The organism is Kineosporiaceae bacterium, assembly GCA_016713225.1.
Lineage (GTDB): Bacteria > Actinomycetota > Actinomycetes > Actinomycetales > Kineosporiaceae > JADJPO01.
The window spans coordinates 534,374-551,367 of sequence record JADJPO010000011.1 but is presented as its reverse complement, the minus strand read 5'-3'; the positions used below and the strand labels follow the sequence as shown (position 1 = coordinate 551,367).

Below are 16,994 nucleotides of genomic sequence, written 5' to 3'. Positions count from 1 at the left end.
CGATGCACGAGCTGTCCATCGCCGCCTCGGTGGTCCGCACTGTCGCGGACGCGATGACGGAGCGCGCCCCGGGGCGGGCCGTGCGATCGGTGCAGCTCCGGGTCGGCGTGCTGTCCGGAGTGGTACCGCAGGCGTTGGGCTTCGCGTGGGATGTCGCGGCGTCCGGCACCGCACTCGCCGGGGCCCGGCTGGACGTCGAGCCGGTGCCGGTCCGGACGTCGTGCCGCGCCTGCGGGGTCGAGGCCGACCTGCCCGAGCCGCTCCCGGTGCGCTGCCCCGGGTGCACCGGGCGTGAGGTGGACGTGATCGGTGGCCGGGAACTCGAGATCGCCACCATCGAGGTCGACGACGTCGAGGACATCGATTCGGACGACGCGCTGGCGGTGACCGCCTGATGGCCGGCACGAGCCTGATCGACCTGCGCACCGCCGTCCTGGCGAAGAACGACGACCTGGCGGGGGCGCTGCGGGCGGATCTGGCCGCGGCCGGCGCCGTGGCGGTGAATCTGCTGTCGAGCCCGGGTAGCGGTAAGACCGCGCTGCTCGAGTTGTTGCTCACCCGCTGTGTCGAGCGGGGCATCCCGGTGGCGGCGCTGACCGGCGACCTGGCCACCGAGAACGACGCCAAGCGGCTGGCCCGCTCGGGCGCTCCGGTGCGTCAGGTGGTCACCGACGGCCTGTGTCACCTCGAGGCCGACCTGGTGCGCGATCACCTCGCGGGGTGGTTGCCCGAGGGCACCCGGCTGGTGCTGATCGAGAACGTCGGCAACCTGGTCTGCCCCGCCTCCTATGACCTGGGTGAGTCGGCCCGCATCGTGCTCGCGAGTGTCACCGAGGGCGAGGACAAGCCGGTGAAGTACCCCACGGCCTACCGGTGGGCCGACCTCGCCGTGCTCACCAAGATCGACCTGATCGAGCCCTGTGGCTTCGACGAGACGGTCTTCAGCGAGGCCGTTCGCGACGTGAACCCCGATCTGCCGGTGCTGCGAACCAGCGCTCGTACCGGCCAGGGCGTCGAGGAGCTCCTCGCCCACCTGCTCGACCTGTCCGAACCGTCCGACGAACTGCCCAACCCCTGACCACCGCACCAGTCCACACCCGGAGGACCTGATGGCCACACTGCTCTGGCTCGAGGGCGGCGCCTGCAGCGGCAATACGATGTCGTTCCTGAACGCCGAGGAACCGACCGCGGTCGACCTCGTGACCGACTTCGGGATCGACGTGATCTGGCACCCCTCCCTCGGGATGGAGCTGGGCGATCAGGTGCAACAGATCCTGCGCGAGTGCGCCTCCGGCGAGCGTCAGGTCGACATCTTCGTCTACGAGGGCTCGGTGCTCATGGGCCCGAACGGGTCCGGACGCTACGACATGTTCGCCGAGCGCCCCATGAAGGACTGGGTGGCCGAGATCGCGCCCAAGGCCGGCGTCGTGGTCGCGGTGGGCGACTGCTCGGCCTGGGGCGGCATCCCGGCGACCCCGCCCAACCCGACCGACGCCGTCGGCCTGCAGTACCTCAAGGGCGATCGCGGCGGGTTCCTGGGCAAGGACTTCGTCTCGGCGATGGGCCTTCCCGTGGTGAACATCCCCGGCTGCCCGGCCCACCCGGACTGGATCACCCAGGTGGTGGTGGCCCTGGCTGCCGGCCGTACCGCCGACATCGCCCTGGACGATCTGCAGCGACCCAAGACCTTCTTCACCTCGTTCACCCAGACCGGGTGCACCCGGGTGCAGTTCTTCGAGTACAAGCAGTCGACGATCGACTTCGGTCAGGGCACCCGCACCGGCTGCCTGTTCTACGAGTTCGGGTGCCGCGGCCCGATGACCCACAGCCCGTGCAACCGCATCCTGTGGAACCGGCAGTCGTCCAAGACGCGCGCCGGCCACCCGTGCACCGGGTGCACCGAGCCGGGATACCCACACGGTGACCTCATGCCCGGCACGATCTTCAAGACCGCCAAGGTCTCGGGCACCGTGCCCAGGGAGGTGCCCACCGGCACCGATCACCTGACCTACATGGCGCATGCGGCCGCCGCCAAGATCGCGGCGCCGCAGTGGTCCAAGGAAGACATGTTCGTGGTCTAGTCCCCGTCCTTCTCCTCTCACTCGCCTTTCACGCACAGGAGCAACCGTGACCAGCACCATGGACCTTCACGTCAGCCCGCTCGGGCGGGTCGAGGGCGACCTCGACGTCCGGGTCACCCTCACCGACGGCGTCGTGACCGATGCCTGGACGACGGCCGGCATGTTCCGCGGCTTCGAGATGATCCTCAAGGGCAAGGACCCACAGGCCGGCCTCATCGTGACCCCGCGCATCTGCGGGATCTGCGGTGGCAGCCACCTGTACAAGGCGGTCTACGCCCTCGACACCGCCTGGCAGACCCACGTGCCGCCGAACGGTACCCGGATCCGCAACATCGCCCAGGCCTGCGAGACCCTGCAGAGCATTCCGCGGTGGTTCTACGCGATCTTCGCGATCGACCTGACCAACAAGCGCTACGCCAAGACCCCGTCCTACGACGAGGCGGTCCGCCGCTTCGCCCCGTTCGTCGGCACCGCCTACGAGAAGGGCGTGACGCTGTCGAACAAGCCGGTCGAGATCTACGCCATCTTCGGCGGGCAGTGGCCGCACTCCTCGTTCATGATCCCCGGTGGGGTGATGAGCGCGCCGACGCTGTCGGACGTCACCCGCTCGATCTCGATCCTCGAGTACTGGAAGAACGAGTGGCTCGAGAAGGAGTGGCTGGGCGGCTCGATCGAGCGCTGGATGCAGAACAAGACCTGGGAGGACATCCTCGCCTGGATGAACGAGAACGAGGGTCACTACAACAGTGACTGCGGGTTCTTCATCCGGTACGCGCTCGAGGTCGGCCTCGACAAGTACGGTCAGGGTCACGGCAACTTCCTGTCCACCGGCACCTATCTCGACCCCGAGCTCTACCAGAACCCGACCATCGAGGGCCGCAATGCGGCGCTGATCTCGCGTTCGGGCATCTACGCCGGTGGCGGATTCCACGAGTTCGACCAGGCGCGAGTGCGTGAGGACCACACCCACTCCTTCTACAAGGGGACCGGCTCGCACCACCCGTTCGACGGGGTGACCGACCCGATCGACCCCCTCGTGGGCGAGAAGCAGGACAAGTACTCCTGGGCCAAGTCCCCGCGCTACGACGTCCCGGGGCTGGGTTATGTACCGCTCGAGGTGGGGCCGCTGGCCCGCCAGGTCATGGCCGCCCAGCCCGACCCGGCCGCTCACCAGGACGCGGACCCGTTGTTCCTCAACGTGATCAACAGCGAGGGACCGTCGGTGCTGACCCGGGTGCTGGCCCGCACCCACGAACTGGCCAAGTACTACACGATGGCCCGCCGCTGGCTCGACGAGATCGACCTGCACGACAAGTTCTACGCCAAGCCGGTCGAGCGTGAGTCGGGCAAGGGGTTCGGCTCCACCGAGGCTGCTCGCGGCGCGCTGTCGGACTGGATCGTGCTCGAGAACGGCAAGATCGAGAACTACCAGGTGATCACGCCGACCGCGTGGAACGTCGGCCCGCGGGACGCCGACCAGGTGGTCGGGCCGATCGAGAAGGCGTTCCTGGGTACCCCGGTGGCCAACACCGCCGACCCGGTCGAGCTCGGTCACGTCGCCCGGTCGTTCGACTCCTGCCTGGTCTGCACCGTGCACGCCTACGACGGCAAGACCGGCAAGCAACTGTCGAAGTTCGTCGTCGGCGGCATGTGAGCGGCGCATCGCCGGCCGACCCGGGCAGTGCGGAACACACGGAACCGCCGTCCCCGCCGGTGGTTGCGCACCTGGTGATCGGGTGCGGCAACCTGTTGCGCGGGGACGACGCGGTCGGCCCGACGCTGATCCGGCACCTGTGGGACCAGGGTGTGCCGGACGACGTCGAGCTGGTCGACGGCGGGACCGCCGGTATGGACGTGGCGTTCAAGATGCGCGGCCGGCGCAAGGTCGTGATCGTGGACGCCGCGCGGACCGGTGCCGAGCCGGGCACCGTGTTCCGCGTGCCCGGCGAGGAGCTGGAGCAGCTGCCACCGGTGGACGGGCTGAACCAGCACGCCTTTCGCTGGGATCACGCCCTCGCCGTCGGGCGCTGGCTGCTCAAGGACGCCTACCCGAAGGACGTCGTGGTGTTCCTGATCGAGGCGGCCTCCACCGAGCCGGGTGCCGAGCTGACCGAACCGGTACGCGCCGGGATGGAGCGGGTGCTCGACCTGGTGCGCGCCGAGGTGGCCGGGTGATCGTGGCATGGCGGCGGACACTCCAGATGCCCCATCGGAGGGCACCCCGGATGGGCCGGATGGTCACCCGGATGGGCAGGGCGACGACTCGGCTGCCGTGCTCGGCTGTGAGGTCACTGCGGACCATGCCGGGTGGTGGGTCGAACTCGTCGTCGGCTTCACCGATGATGTGGCACGCCGCCGAATCGGTCCGTATCTCACCGAGAAGCATGCGAAGGTGGCTGCCCACCACATCCGGCGCGCTGCCGGTCGAGATGCCCCACCCCCGAGCGGCTGGTGACCTCACGACCGGCCCGAACGTCCACCCGCAGAAGGGATCACCGCGATGCCGCTGAGCAGGCCACAGCCGATCGGCGTGCTGCCGCTGCCCGCGGGCTGGTTGGCCGTGCCGCCCCGGTCACCGGGCGCCGTGGATGCCGCCGAATGCGCCGAGGCGGTACGGCGGCTGCTCAGCGGGCACCTTCCCGATCCGTGGCCGCAGGCGTTGACCCCCTTCGCCCTGGCCGCCGGCGGAGCCGTGGACGACGCGGCGAAACTCATCGACCCGGACGCCGGGGGGGTGCACGCCTACAACCACTTCGTGCTCACCGGTGATCAGACCTCGCTGCAGACCGCCCGCGCGGCCTCAGCGGCCGAGGGCGATGCCGATCTGGCGGCTCTGATCGAGGTGGCCGCCTACAGCCTGGGGTGCCCCGCCGACCTGCCCGAGGCCTCGGCGATCGAGTCCGGGGCACTGACCGGCGAGATCGCGGCCCACGTGCTGGCGGCGCGGGCCGCCGCCGCCTTGGAGCGCAGCGATCCGCAGGGGGCACTGGACGCGTTGGTGTCCGCCGAGGCCGCTGCCCGCCCGATCAGTGCGGTGCTCGGTGCGCTGCTGCTCGGTCAGCAAGCCTCCCTGCTGCAAGAGGTCAATGGTGTCGACGCCGACGTGGTCGAGGCGTATCGCGAGGCCGTCGACGCGTTGCGTGGCCTGGACGCCGTCGAACCGGCGATGGCCGAACTGGCCCTCGGCCAGGCCACCGCCTACCAGGAGCTGGCCTCGCACTCCGGCAATGCCACCCACCTGCTGCTCGAGGCGATCCGGATGTACCACCTGTCGCTTCGCCTGCTGCGCAAGGAGTCCCAGCCGCAGCGTTACGCCTTTGCGCATTCCAACCTCGCGCTGGCCTACCTGGCGATGCCCGTGGGCGAGGCTCGCGACAAGCTACGCCGCGGGGTCGCCGTCCAGTCGCTGCGCGAGGCGCTGACCTACTACACCCGCGAGGAGCACCCGCGGGAGTGGGCCATGGTGACCCTCAACCTGGCCAACGCGCTGCAACACCTACCGACCACACACCCGGTCGAGAACCTGGTCGAGGCGGTGGACATGTACGAGGAGGTGCTCGCCGTGCGCACCGCCGAGGCCGATCCGCTGGGCCATGCGCGGGTGCTGGCCAACCAGGGCACAGCGCTGGCCCACCTGGGAATCCACGACCAGGCCACGGTCAAGCTCACCCAGGCCCGCGAGCTGTTCGACCGCGGTGGGGACGCCGCGTCGGTCGTCACCGTGGACGCCGCCCTGGCCGATGTGCTGGCCCACACCCGGGTGGCGAATCCCTGATGGGGGTGAGCGGCTGATGGAGCTGCACGAACGCGCGCAGTTCGACTTCCTGGTCAACACCGCCGCCGAACGGTTCGTCGAGCGCCTGGTGCAACGCACCGGCGGGCTCGAGCCGGCTCTGGCCGCGTTGCGCGCCGACCCGCAGGGTGAGGGCGTCTGGCTGGATGAGTTCGTTCGCGCCGTGCTGCGAGACTTCCTGCTGGACAACGCCGCCGGGGCGATGTTCGTGCTGGGGGCCTGCGAGAAGCGGCGGGTCGAGGGCACCCACTCGGGCACCGTGGCCGAGGTGCTGCAGGAGCTCGCGGTGCGCGCGTTCGCCGACGTGCTCACGGTCAAGGTCGACCAGGGCATCGAACTGGCCCTGTCGGGGCACCTCTAGGAGAACTGATGACGACAGAGACCACAGCTGGCGAGCTGGACGCCGCGGCGCGCCGGGTCGACACCGCGGTCGAGCGCGCCGAGCTGCTCGACGCACCCTCACGCCGGGTGGCGATGGACCTGAAGGCCGCGGTCGAGGGATTCCACCGCGAAGGCCTGCTGCGCGTCGTCCGGCGACTCAAGGAGGATCCGCGGGGCAAGGAGCTGCTGTTCGAGCTCGTCGACGACCCGGTGGTCTACGCCCTGCTGGTGATGCACGGCATCGTGCGGGCCGACCCGATGACCCTGGCCCAGCAGGCCCTCGACGAGGTGCGCCCCTACCTCGAATCCCATGGTGGCGGAGTCGAGCTGATCGCGGTCGAGCCGCCGGTGGCGAAGGTCCGGCTGTCCGGGGCCTGCAGTGGCTGCTCGCAATCGGCGACCACGCTGCGCGAGCTGGTCGAGACCGCGCTGATCACCCGGGCGGGGCTCGAGCGGGTCGAGGTGGTGCCGGACGAACCTGCGCCGGTGACCATCGGGCTGGGCTCGATCAGCGTGCGCACCCAGTGGACCAAGGGTCCGGAGCTGGCCGAGGTGGCCGACGGCCGGGTGACGCTCTGGCATCCGCCGGGAGTCACCGCGACCGGTGCGCCGTCCGACCCGGGCGCGATCGCCCTGGTGCGCATCGGCGACCAGGTGTCCGCCTATCGCAATGCCTGTGCCCACGCAGGCTTCTCGTTGGAGCGGGCCATGGTGGACGGCGAGGGCGCCGTGCTCACCTGCCCGTGGCACGGGTACAAGTACCAGGCGCTGACAGGGGAGTGCATCTCGGCCGGCGACAAGCGGCTGGATGCCTATCCCGCCCGGGTGGACGGTGATCGGGTGTGGGTGCGACTGGGGACCTGACCGGTGGCTGGCAGCCGCTTCGGGTTCTCGGTGCCGCCTCCGAACTGAGCCTGGCGCTGCCCGACGCCGACCCGACGCCGTCCCAGCTCTACGGCCCGCGCGGAGTGCTCTTGGACGCCGGGGAGGCGGCGGTACGCGTCATCGCCGCCGACACGGGAAACCACCGGCTGATGGTGTGGCCGGACGTTCCGACGACGGACGCGGCGGATTGTGCGGTGGTGATCGGCCAGGCCGACCCGTACTCGGAGGGGCCGCAGGCCGGGGGCCGTGGTCCCGAGCGGGGGTTGTTCCTGCCGACCGGGCTCGCATTGGCCGAGGGACTGCTGCTGGTCGCCGACGGCTGGAACCATCGCCTCGTGGCCTACGACGGCGCCCTCGATCGGCACGATCCGGAGCCGGTGTGGTGGCTGGGGCAACCCAACCTGTCGAGCATCGAGCCCAACCGTGGTGGCGACGCCGATGCGGCCTCGCTCTATTGGCCGTTCGGGGTCACCTGGCACGACGGATGGCTGTGGGTCTGCGACACCGGAAACCGCCGAGTACTCGGTTGGAATACCTCACCCACAACGGGTTTCGATCCTTGTCGCCCCGCCGATGTGATCATCGGGCAAGGCGCCCCGGGCGACCGGGACGAGAACCGCGGCGCCGATGTCGCGGCCGACTCCTTTCGCTGGCCGCATGCCATCGCCGTGGTGCCGGACGCCGCCGGCGACGTGTTGTGGGTAGCCGATGCCGGCAACCATCGAGTGCTCGGCTGGCGGCTGCCACTGGACGCCGACCGCCCCGCCGATCTCGTGCTCGGCCAGCCCGGGTTCACGTCGGCAGCCGAGATGCCGCATGTGCCGCAGGGGCCATCCAGGCTCCGATTCCCCTATGCGGCAACATGTCTGGAGGGTGAGCTACTGGTCGGGGACACGGCGAACAACCGGGTTCTGGGCTGGCGCAGGCCGGCGGCGCAACCGGTTGCCACGCCGGCGGACGCGGTCCTGGGGCAGCACGGGTTCGACCCGGCGGGCGAGAACCGCTGGACGGCGGTCACTCCCGACGGCTTCTGCTGGCCGTACGGCTTGTCCGCGGTGCGCGACCCTCGCTTGGACGGGCACGGTGATGTGCTCGCCGTCGCCGACTCCGGCAACAATCGGGTGGTCCTGTGGAACCGCCCCTGAGCCTGGCGACGACGGTGCGGCGCGAGGTACGGGTGCGGGGCGTCGTCCAGGGAGTGGGGTTTCGACCCTTCGTCTACACGCTGGCCATGCGGCTCGGGCTCACCGGCGAGGTGAGCAATGACCTCGACGGTGTGCTGGCCCAGGTGCAGGGCGCCCCGCCGGACGTCGAGTCGTTCTGCCGGGCGATCGAGGCCGAGGCACCGGCCCTGGCGGTGGTCGAATCGGTGACCTGGCGAGACCTGCCGGCGCGCGCCGAGAGCGGGTTCACCATTGCCACCTCGGGTGCCGCAGCTACCGGATCGCCCGGACGGCGCACCCTGGTTCCGGCTGATGTCGCCACCTGTGCCGACTGTTCGGCCGAGCTGACCGACCCGGCGGACCGGCGCTATCGCCACCCGTTCATCACCTGCACGAATTGCGGGCCACGATTCACGATCGTCACGGGGCTGCCCTACGACCGGCCGATGACGACCATGGCCGGCTTCGCCATGTGCGCCGAGTGCGCCCGGGAGTATGCCGATCCGACCGACCGTCGCTTTCACGCTCAGCCGATCGCCTGCCATGCGTGTGGGCCGGTGCTCGAGTTCATCGAACCCGGCGTGGCGCCGTGCCACCGCGAGGTGGCGTTGGCCCGCGCCCGCGAGGTGCTGGCGGGCGGTGGCATCGTCGCCGTGAAGGGCATCGGCGGCTATCACCTGGCCTGTGACGCCACCGACCCAGCAGCCGTGGCCCGGCTCCGTCGGCGAAAGCACCGCGGTGACAAGCCGTTTGCGGTTCTGGTGCCCGACCTCGCCACGGCTCGCCGGATCGTCGAGGTCGACGAGGCGGCGGCCGGCCTGCTGACCTCGCCGCGGCGTCCCATCGTGCTGCTGCCCGCGGTGCGCCCCGCTGACGGGACGTCGTCGGAGGTGTCGCCGCCCTGCGAGCCGGTGGTCGCCGACGAAGTGGCGCCGCGGGTGGGGCGGCTCGGGGTGATGTTGCCGCCCTCGGCGTTGCACCAGATGTTGTTCGGCCTCGACGGCGACGCCGGCGGCCCTGGGGTGTTGGTGCTGACGAGCGGCAACCTGGCCGGCGAGCCGATCGTCACCGACGACGCCGCGGCGCTGGAGCGGCTGGCCGGCATCGCCGATGCCTGGCTGCGTCACGACCGGGCGATCCACGTGCCGTGCGACGACTCGGTGGTCACCGTCGCGGACGGCGCCGAGCTGCCGATCCGGCGGTCCCGGGGCTTCGCTCCGATGCCGGTCACGCTGCCGTTCGAGGTGGCCGACACCCTCGCCGTCGGGGGAGACCTGAAGAACACGTTCTGCCTGGCACAGGGTCGATCCGCCTGGATGTCGGGTCACCTGGGGGACATGGACGACCTGGCCACCCAGACCGCTCTCGAGCACGCCGTCGCCCAGGTGCAGGCGCTGGTCGAGGTGACGCCACACCGGCTGGTCAGCGACGCCCATCCCGGGTACCGCAGTGCCGCCTGGGCGCGGCGGCGGGCGGCGGCCGACGGGCTGGAGCCGCCGGTCGTCGTCCAGCATCACCACGCGCATCTCGCGGCGGTGATGGCCGAGAACCAGGTTGATCCGGACGCGCGGGTGCTCGGATTCGCCTTCGACGGAACGGGTTTCGGCCCCGACGGGGCGATCTGGGGCGGCGAGGTGATGCTCGCCCGCTACGACGGCTTCACCCGGCTGGCGCATCTCGACTACGTGCCGTTGCCCGGGGGAGATGCCACGGTGCAGCGCACCTATCGCATGGCGTTGGCTCAGCTCTGGCATGCCGGGATCGACTGGGACGCAGAGGGTATCGGCGCTCTGCCGCCAGTGGCTGCCTGCCCGGACCACGAGCGCCGGGTGGTGGCGCACCAGCTCGAGACCGGTCTGGGGTGTGTCCCGACGTCGAGCATGGGCCGCTTGTTCGACGCCGCCGCCTCGTTGCTCGGGGTCTGCCACCACGCCGGGTACGAGGCTCAGGCCGCGATGGAACTGCAGGCTCTCGCCGAGGTGGCCGAACGCGACGGGGTCGAGCCGGGGGAGTACGCCGTGCCGTTGCTGGGCGCGCCGTTGCTCGGGGTGCAGGACGCTGAGGCCGTCGGTCGTGAGCCGATCGGCCCTGCCCCCTCGCGCTGGGACATCGCCGTCTTGATCCGCCAGCTCGTGGACGACGTCCGTGCGGGGCGGGCACCCGGGAGCATCGCACTGGGCTTCCATCGCGCCATCGCCACGGCCGTGGCGGACGTGGCCGAGCGATCCGTCTCGCTGGTGGACGACCGCCGAGTGGCGCTGTCCGGTGGGGTGTTCTGCAACGGGCTCCTGCTCACCATGACGCGCCGGGCGCTGTCCGCGCGAGGGTTCACGGCGCTCACCCACCGGCTGGTACCCCCGAACGACGGTGGCCTCGCCCTGGGACAGATCGCTGTGGGTGCTCAGCGGCGGATCGTCACCGGCCCCTTCCCGGCGAGCTGTGGGCAGGGTCCTCCCGATAGGTAAAGTGACCTGCGGGGCTGCTCTGTGACAGTGAATCAGTTCACAAGAGTCATTCTGCTGCAATGGCTTTCATCACCGAATCGTGCGTCTTGGTTGTCGGTGGTCGCCCCTAGTGTCTGATGCATGGAACCGGACCAGACCCCGATCCCGGACGGCGACCCCGCCGCCGGGACCGCCGGCCTGGGTGGCCCCGGCCAGGGTGAGGCCGGTCCCGGCGGACCGGGCGCCGGCAGCGCCGATGCGGGCGGACTCAGTGTGGGCAGCTTCGGTGGGGGCCGGTTGGCTGCCTTGGTGGCGGAGGTATCGGCGCAGGTCTGCTCACTGCACACGGCACCAACCCTCACCCTGTCAGACGCTGAACTGCGCGACGCGCTCATCGCCGTGCACCGGCTGGCCAACCAGGTCGAGGCGGCCACCGTGCACCTGGTGCGGGCGTTGGATGATCGGCCGGAGGCGATGCCGACCTGCTGCGTGCCCGGCAAGGTCGCCGCCACGTTCCTGGTCCACGCGCTGCGGGTCGATCCCGGCACCGCCGCTCGCGACGTCGCCGCCGCGCGCGCCCTCGACCCGGACGGCGCGGGGGTCGGCGTCGCCGACGACAGCGACGGTGCGGGTCTGGGCACGGCGGCGCTGGGACTACCCGAGGTCGGAGCAGCGTTGGCGGCGGGGGACATCTCCCGCCGTCATGTCGATCATGCGGTCGGGTGTCTGGGGCGCATCGACAAGGATGTGCTGAGCCATATCGACCCCGACGGGATCTCCGGAGTCCAGCGGGTGGATGAGTTCTTGGCCGGGATGGCCCGCAAGCATGCCCCGCACGTGTTCCGGCGACTGTGCACCCAGTTGGAAGAGGCATTGAACCCGGACCGGGGGTTCGACCCGAAGGCTCACGAGAAGCGGTACCTGCACCTGGGCACCGACAGCAACGGGATGCTGGTCGGCCGGTTCGCGTTGTCGCCCGCGGATGGGCTGATCGTCCGGAACGTGATCCATGCGTTGAGCAAACCCACCAAGGCCAGCACGACCACCGACACCGAGGCTGACGCTGAGGCTGGTGAGGAGGGGCAGGTCCAGGGTGAACTGCCGCTGCGTGACCCAAGGACCGCCGCGCAACGCCGCGCCGACGCCTTGACCCACCTGGCCCGCCTTGCCCTGCACCGCGGCACCGACCCCGACACCGACACCGACCAGAGGCCAGCCGACGACGTCGCAGCCCCAAGCCACACCGCCTCCCCGACGGACACCGCCACCAGACCCGGCGACGACACCAGCAACGGCGGCAGTGGCAGTGGCCGTGGCTCGGCGTCATCCAACGAGCCGACCTCGACAAGCCCGGCTACCGCGCCCGCCACCCGGCGTAAGCCCACCCCACCACCGTCCACGGGCGTGCGCATCTCCCTGATCGCCACCCTCGACCAACTCACCGCCGCCCTACGGTCCACACCCACCCCCGGCGCCGGGCTGGGCAGCGACCTGGGACCTGGCGGCGGCCCCCTACCCCGCCATGTCCTGGCCCAGAACCTCTGCACCGCCCTGATCTCCCCCACCATCCTCGACGGCAACGGAGCGGTGCTGGCTCAAGGCCGTGCCCAACGTTTGGCCACCCCGGCGCAACGCCGGGCGGTGTTCGCCCGAGATCGGGGCTGCATCATCCCCGGCTGCACCGCCCCACCGGACTGGTGCGACGTCCACCACGTCGTGCCCTGGGCCGAGGGCGGACTGACCGACGTCGACGCAATGGCCCTGGTCTGCGAGCGCGACCACACCGGCGTCCACGCCGGGATCTGGACCATCACCATGATCAACGGAGTGCCCTGGGTCATCCCCCCACCCTGGATCGACCCACTGCAACGACCCGTCCGCAACACCATCCACGACGACGAGACCCGCGCCCACGACCTCGCCACCCACCTCGGCGACCAGCTCACCCTCGACCTCGACGCGGGCGTACGGCCGTCGCCCTGGTGCAGCCGAGAGGCCGGGAACGGCCTCGCCGAGGAAGGTGACGGCCCCGAATCATCGCCGGGTGAACCACCGTGATGCCGTCGCGAGGGTCCGAGTTGCGTCGGACCGGTCGAGTCCTCAGCCGCCGGCCATCGCCCCGACGACCAGCAACGGCTCCTCGCCGCGGGCGACGGCGTCGGGCAGGGGGGCGTCCACCGGCTCGTGCGACCAGTCGTCCTGGCAGGCGAAGAACCGCACGAACGGGCGGCGTGGTCCGCCGCCATGCGCCCGAATCGCACCGCGCAGCACCGGGAAGCGGGTCTCGGCGGCGTCCAGCACCGAGGCGATGCAGACCGGCGGGACGACGTCCAGGCTCACCTCGCCGGTGACCTTGGCCAGGTCGCGCAGGTGGGCGGGCAGCACCACCCGCACCGGCACGGTGTTCGTGCCGGGTTCGCTGGTCACGGCAGGGTCTGGGCCTCGACCGACAGCACGGCCGGCAGGTCCCGCACGATCGGCGCCCAGGTGTCCCCGGAGTCGGCGGAGGCATACACCTGACCGCCGGTGGTGCCGACATAGACCCCGGCCGAGTCGAGCGAGTCAACCGCCATGGCATCGCGCAACACGTTGACATAGCAGTGTTCCTGCGGCAGCCCGGCGGTCAGCGGTTCCCAGGTGCCGCCCCCGGTGCGGGAGCGGTAGACCCGCAGCTTGCCGTCCGGCGGCACGTGGTGGGAGTCGCTCGTGATCGGCACGACGTACACCGTCTGCGGTTCGTGGGGGTGCACGGCGATCGGGAAACCGAAGTCGGTCGGCAGGTCCCCGCTGACCTCGGTCCAGTTCTCGCCGCCGTCGTCGGTGCGCATGACGTCCCAGTGCTTCTGCATGAACACGGTGTCCGGCGCGGAGGGGTGAGCGGCGAGCTTGTGTACGCAGTGCCCCACGGTCGCGGTCTCGTTCGGGATCTCCCCCGAGCGCAGCCCCTTGGTGACCGGACGCCACGACGCCCCGCCGTCGTCGGTGCGGAAGCACCCGGCCGCCGAGATCGCCACGGTCATCCGCGCCGAGTCGCTGGGGTGCTGCAGGATCGTGTGCAGGCAGAGCCCGCCCGCTCCCGGTTGCCAGGCCGACCCGGACACGTCACGCAGCGCCGGCACCTCCTGCCAGGTGGCACCGGCGTCCGACGACCGGAACAGCCCGGCGTCCTCGACCCCCGCGAACACGACGTCCGGATCGTGCACGGACGGCGCCAGATGCCACACCCGGGCGAACTCCCACGGGTGCGGTGTGCCGTCGTACCACTGGTGGGTGCCGGGGTCGGTGGCGTAGGCGAACTCGTTGCCCACCGCCGTCCAGGTGGCCCCACCGTCGTCGGATCGGTGCACCTGCTGGCCGAACCAGCCCATCGAGGGTGCCGCCCAGATCCGGTCCGGATTCAGCGGGGAGCCGGCTACGTGGTAGGTCTCCCACCCCAGGAAGTGCGGCCCCGCGACCTGCCAGTCGCGCCGCGCCTCGTCCGAGGTGAGCACGAACGCACCCTTACGGGTGCCCACCAGAACCCTGACTCCTGCCATGCCCGCCTCCATCGTGGTGTTGTGGCGGCCAGCCTCCTACGCCTGACCCGTCATGTCACTTTCGGGTGTGCGCCGCACCACATCGACGATCCGGACAGGTACGGTGCACGGACACCGGCTCGTCCCCAGCAGCGCGAGGAGTCCACCATGTGCCTGGCCGTACCCGGAAAGATCATCGACGTGCAGCATCGGGACGGAACCCGCATGGCCAAGGTCGACTTCGGCGGCGTGGTCAAGGACGTCTGCCTGGCGTACCTGCCCGACATCGGGGTCGGCGACTACACGATCGTCCACGTCGGGTTCGCCATCCAGAAGCTCGACGAGGCTTCCGCGCTCGAGACCCTGGCGCTGTTCGAGAGCCTCGGCATCATGGACGAGGAGTTCGGCGACTCCTGGGGCCGGGCCGCCGCCGAGGTGGGGGAGGCGCAGGCTTCAGGGGAGGCACAGGTTCCTGGGGAGGCACAGCTCCCGGGGGCGGCGGCGTCCGCATGAAGTACGTCGAGGAGTTCAACGACCCCGACCTCGCCCAGCGGTTGCTCGACGACATCCGCGCCACCGTCACCCGCCCCTGGGCGATCATGGAGGTCTGTGGCGGCCAGACCCATTCGATCATCCGGCACGGCATCGATCAGTTGCTGCCCGAGCAGATCGAGCTGATCCACGGACCGGGCTGCCCGGTCTGCGTCACCCCGCTCGAGATCATCGACAAGGCGCTGGCGATCGCCGCGCGACCAGAGGTGATCTTCTGTTCCTTCGGCGACATGCTGCGGGTGCCCGGCAGCGAGGTCGACCTGTTCCGGGTCAAGAGCGCCGGTGGTGACGTCCGGGTGGTCTACTCGCCGCTGGACGCCCTCGAGTTGGCCAAGGCACACCCCGACCGCCAGGTGGTGTTCTTCGGCATCGGCTTCGAGACCACCGCCCCACCGAACGCCATGACGGTGCACCAGGCCAAACGCCTGGGCATCACCAACTTCAGCCTGCTGGTCTCGCACGTCAGGGTCCCCCCGGCCATCACCGCGATCATGGAGTCGCCGAGCTGTCGGGTACAGGCGTTCCTGGCCGCCGGACACGTCTGCAGCGTGATGGGCACGGCTGAGTACCCCCCGCTGGCCCAGCGGTACGGCGTCCCGATCGTGGTCACCGGATTCGAACCCCTCGACATCCTCGAGGGCATCCGCCGCACCGTCCACCAGCTCGAGGACGGGCGTGCCGAGGTGGAGAACGCCTATCCGAGAGCCGTTCCCGCCGAGGGGAACCCGGCGGCCCAGGCCATGCTGGCGGACGTCTTCGAGGTCACCGATCGGGCCTGGCGGGGCATCGGGGTGATCCCCGGGTCCGGCTGGCAGCTGAGCGAGCGGTACCACGACTGGGACGCCGAGCGGCGCTTCGACGTCAGCGGCATCCGCACGGTCGAGTCACCCGACTGTCGCAGTGGCGACGTCCTGCAAGGGTTGATCAAACCCCGCGAGTGCGAGGCCTTCGGCACCACGTGCACCCCGCGTAACCCGTTGGGCGCCACCATGGTGTCCAGTGAGGGCGCCTGCGCCGCCTACTACCTCTACCGTCGCCTGGACGGCCCGGCTCGGCAGGAGACCCCCGTTGGCTGAGGCCCTGGACATCGACGGCTGGACCTGTCCGCTGCCGCTGCGCACCTCACCCGTCGTCGTACTCGGTCACGGCGGGGGCGGGGCGATGTCGGCCGAGCTGGTCCGGCACCTGTTCCTGCCGGCGCTGTCCGGCGGGTCGGACGCCGCGACCGCCAGCCCGGCGGGCACCTCCGACAGTGCCGTGGTGACCATCGGCGGCACCCGGTTGGCCTTCTCGACCGACTCTCACGTCGTGCGCCCGATGTTCTTCCCGGGGGGCTGCCTGGGCGATCTCGCCGTCCACGGCACCATCAACGACCTGGCCATGAGCGGCGCCGTGCCGGTGCACCTGTCGGCGGCCTTCATCCTCGAGGAGGGCACCCCGCTGGACGTGGTCGGGCGGATCGCCGACGCCATGGGACGGGCCGCCACCGCAGCCGGGGTCAGTATCGTCACCGGTGACACCAAGGTGGTCGACACCGGGCACGGCGACGGCGTGTACGTCACCACGGCGGGCATCGGGGTGGTGCCGGACGGCGTCGACATCCGTCCGCAGCGGGCCAGACCCGGTGACGTGGTGATCGTCAGCGGCGACCTCGGGGTGCACGGCATGGCCGTCATGAGCGTGCGTGAGGGCCTGCAGTTCGGCACCGAGATCGTCTCGGACACCGCGCCGCTGCACGGATTGGTCGCGGCCATGCTCGCCGTCTGTCCCGACGTCCATGTGCTGCGCGATCCCACCCGCGGCGGACTCGCGGCCAGCTTGAACGAGATCGCCGAAGCCGCCGGCCTCGGCATCGACCTCATCGAGCGCTCGCTGCCGGTGCCGGAGGCGGTCGCCAACGCCTGCGCCGTCCTGGGCCTGGACCCGCTCTACGTGGCCAACGAGGGCAAGCTGGTGGCCCTCGTACCGCCGGCTCACGTCGACCAGGTGTTGGCGGCCATGCGCGGCCACGAGCACGGTCGTCGGGCCACGGTCGTCGGCACCGTTGTCGAGGAGCACCCGGGCATGGTGGTCGCCCGGACCGGCTTCGGTGGCACGCGGGTGGTCGACCTGCCGCTGGGTGAGGTCCTCCCGCGGATCTGCTGATCCCTGCTGATCCCTGCTGACTCCGGCGAGGCGAG

Annotated in this window: 16 protein-coding genes; 14 read left to right on the top strand and 2 right to left on the bottom strand. The window is 70.7% G+C overall.

The annotated features are described in order from the left end of the window. Positions 1-2 precede the first annotated feature (2 nt). The 11 genes from IPK24_25280 (at position 3) to IPK24_25230 (ending at position 12,805) form a co-directional block, all read left to right on the top strand. A complete protein-coding gene (locus tag IPK24_25280; GenBank protein ID MBK8078766.1) occupies positions 3-395 on the top strand; it encodes a hydrogenase maturation nickel metallochaperone HypA in 393 nt (130 codons plus the stop codon). Continuing rightward, positions 395-1,078, top strand: a complete 684-nt coding sequence (gene hypB / locus IPK24_25275) for a hydrogenase nickel incorporation protein HypB (GenBank protein MBK8078765.1) — start codon at positions 395-397, stop codon at positions 1,076-1,078. Before IPK24_25280 ends, hypB begins: the two co-directional genes overlap by 1 nt. Before the next feature lie 31 nt (positions 1,079-1,109). Then, on the top strand, positions 1,110-2,081 hold the full coding sequence (locus tag IPK24_25270; GenBank protein ID MBK8078764.1) for a hydrogenase: 972 nt from the start codon (positions 1,110-1,112) through the stop codon (positions 2,079-2,081). A 58-nt stretch (positions 2,082-2,139) separates the two neighbouring features. Then, complete coding sequence (locus tag IPK24_25265; GenBank protein ID MBK8078763.1) at positions 2,140-3,735, top strand: nickel-dependent hydrogenase large subunit; 1,596 nt, start codon at positions 2,140-2,142, stop codon at positions 3,733-3,735. A 74-nt stretch (positions 3,736-3,809) separates the two neighbouring features. Then, the gene (locus tag IPK24_25260; protein MBK8078762.1) at positions 3,810-4,256 is read left to right on the top strand and encodes a hydrogenase maturation protease; all 447 of its coding nucleotides are present in this window, start codon (positions 3,810-3,812) and stop codon (positions 4,254-4,256) included. Positions 4,257-4,581: 325 nt separating this feature from the next. Continuing rightward, positions 4,582-5,856, top strand: coding sequence for a hypothetical protein (locus IPK24_25255; protein MBK8078761.1), 1,275 nt, complete (start codon positions 4,582-4,584; stop codon positions 5,854-5,856). A gap of 16 nt (positions 5,857-5,872) precedes the next feature. Beyond that, positions 5,873-6,235, top strand: a complete 363-nt coding sequence (locus IPK24_25250; GenBank protein MBK8078760.1) for a hypothetical protein — start codon at positions 5,873-5,875, stop codon at positions 6,233-6,235. Positions 6,236-6,243: 8 nt separating this feature from the next. Then, a complete protein-coding gene (locus tag IPK24_25245) occupies positions 6,244-7,119 on the top strand; it encodes a NifU family protein (GenBank protein ID MBK8078759.1) in 876 nt (291 codons plus the stop codon). Beyond that, entirely contained in the window at positions 7,098-8,285 is a 1,188-nt protein-coding gene (locus tag IPK24_25240) for a hypothetical protein (GenBank protein ID MBK8078758.1), read from the top strand. The genes IPK24_25245 and IPK24_25240 overlap by 22 nt, the downstream gene beginning before the upstream one ends. A 32-nt stretch (positions 8,286-8,317) precedes the next feature. Then, complete coding sequence (gene hypF, locus IPK24_25235) at positions 8,318-10,768, top strand: carbamoyltransferase HypF (GenBank protein ID MBK8078757.1); 2,451 nt, start codon at positions 8,318-8,320, stop codon at positions 10,766-10,768. A 120-nt stretch (positions 10,769-10,888) separates the two neighbouring features. After that, positions 10,889-12,805 (top strand): DUF222 domain-containing protein, encoded by a 1,917-nt coding sequence (locus IPK24_25230; protein MBK8078756.1) that lies wholly within the window; start codon positions 10,889-10,891, stop codon positions 12,803-12,805. Positions 12,806-12,847: 42 nt separating this feature from the next. On the opposite strand, the gene IPK24_25225 is transcribed toward IPK24_25230, so the two are convergent. Together IPK24_25225 and IPK24_25220 are read right to left on the bottom strand one after the other, a co-directional pair. Further along, positions 12,848-13,141, bottom strand: a complete 294-nt coding sequence (locus tag IPK24_25225) for a MoaD/ThiS family protein (GenBank protein ID MBK8078755.1) — start codon at positions 13,139-13,141, stop codon at positions 12,848-12,850. A 29-nt stretch (positions 13,142-13,170) separates the two neighbouring features. Continuing rightward, a complete protein-coding gene (locus IPK24_25220; protein ID MBK8078754.1) occupies positions 13,171-14,283 on the bottom strand; it encodes an exo-alpha-sialidase in 1,113 nt (370 codons plus the stop codon). Positions 14,284-14,430: 147 nt separating this feature from the next. On the opposite strand from IPK24_25220, the gene IPK24_25215 reads away from it, so the two are divergent. Genes IPK24_25215 through hypE form a run of 3 tightly spaced genes read left to right on the top strand, consistent with a single transcriptional unit; the run spans position 14,431 to position 16,959 of the window. Then, complete coding sequence (locus IPK24_25215; GenBank protein ID MBK8078753.1) at positions 14,431-14,775, top strand: HypC/HybG/HupF family hydrogenase formation chaperone; 345 nt, start codon at positions 14,431-14,433, stop codon at positions 14,773-14,775. Beyond that, positions 14,772-15,890, top strand: a complete 1,119-nt coding sequence (hypD, locus tag IPK24_25210; GenBank protein MBK8078752.1) for a hydrogenase formation protein HypD — start codon at positions 14,772-14,774, stop codon at positions 15,888-15,890. The genes IPK24_25215 and hypD overlap by 4 nt, the downstream gene beginning before the upstream one ends. After that, the gene (gene hypE / locus IPK24_25205) at positions 15,883-16,959 is read left to right on the top strand and encodes a hydrogenase expression/formation protein HypE (GenBank protein ID MBK8078751.1); all 1,077 of its coding nucleotides are present in this window, start codon (positions 15,883-15,885) and stop codon (positions 16,957-16,959) included. The genes hypD and hypE overlap by 8 nt, the downstream gene beginning before the upstream one ends. Positions 16,960-16,994 lie beyond the last annotated feature (35 nt).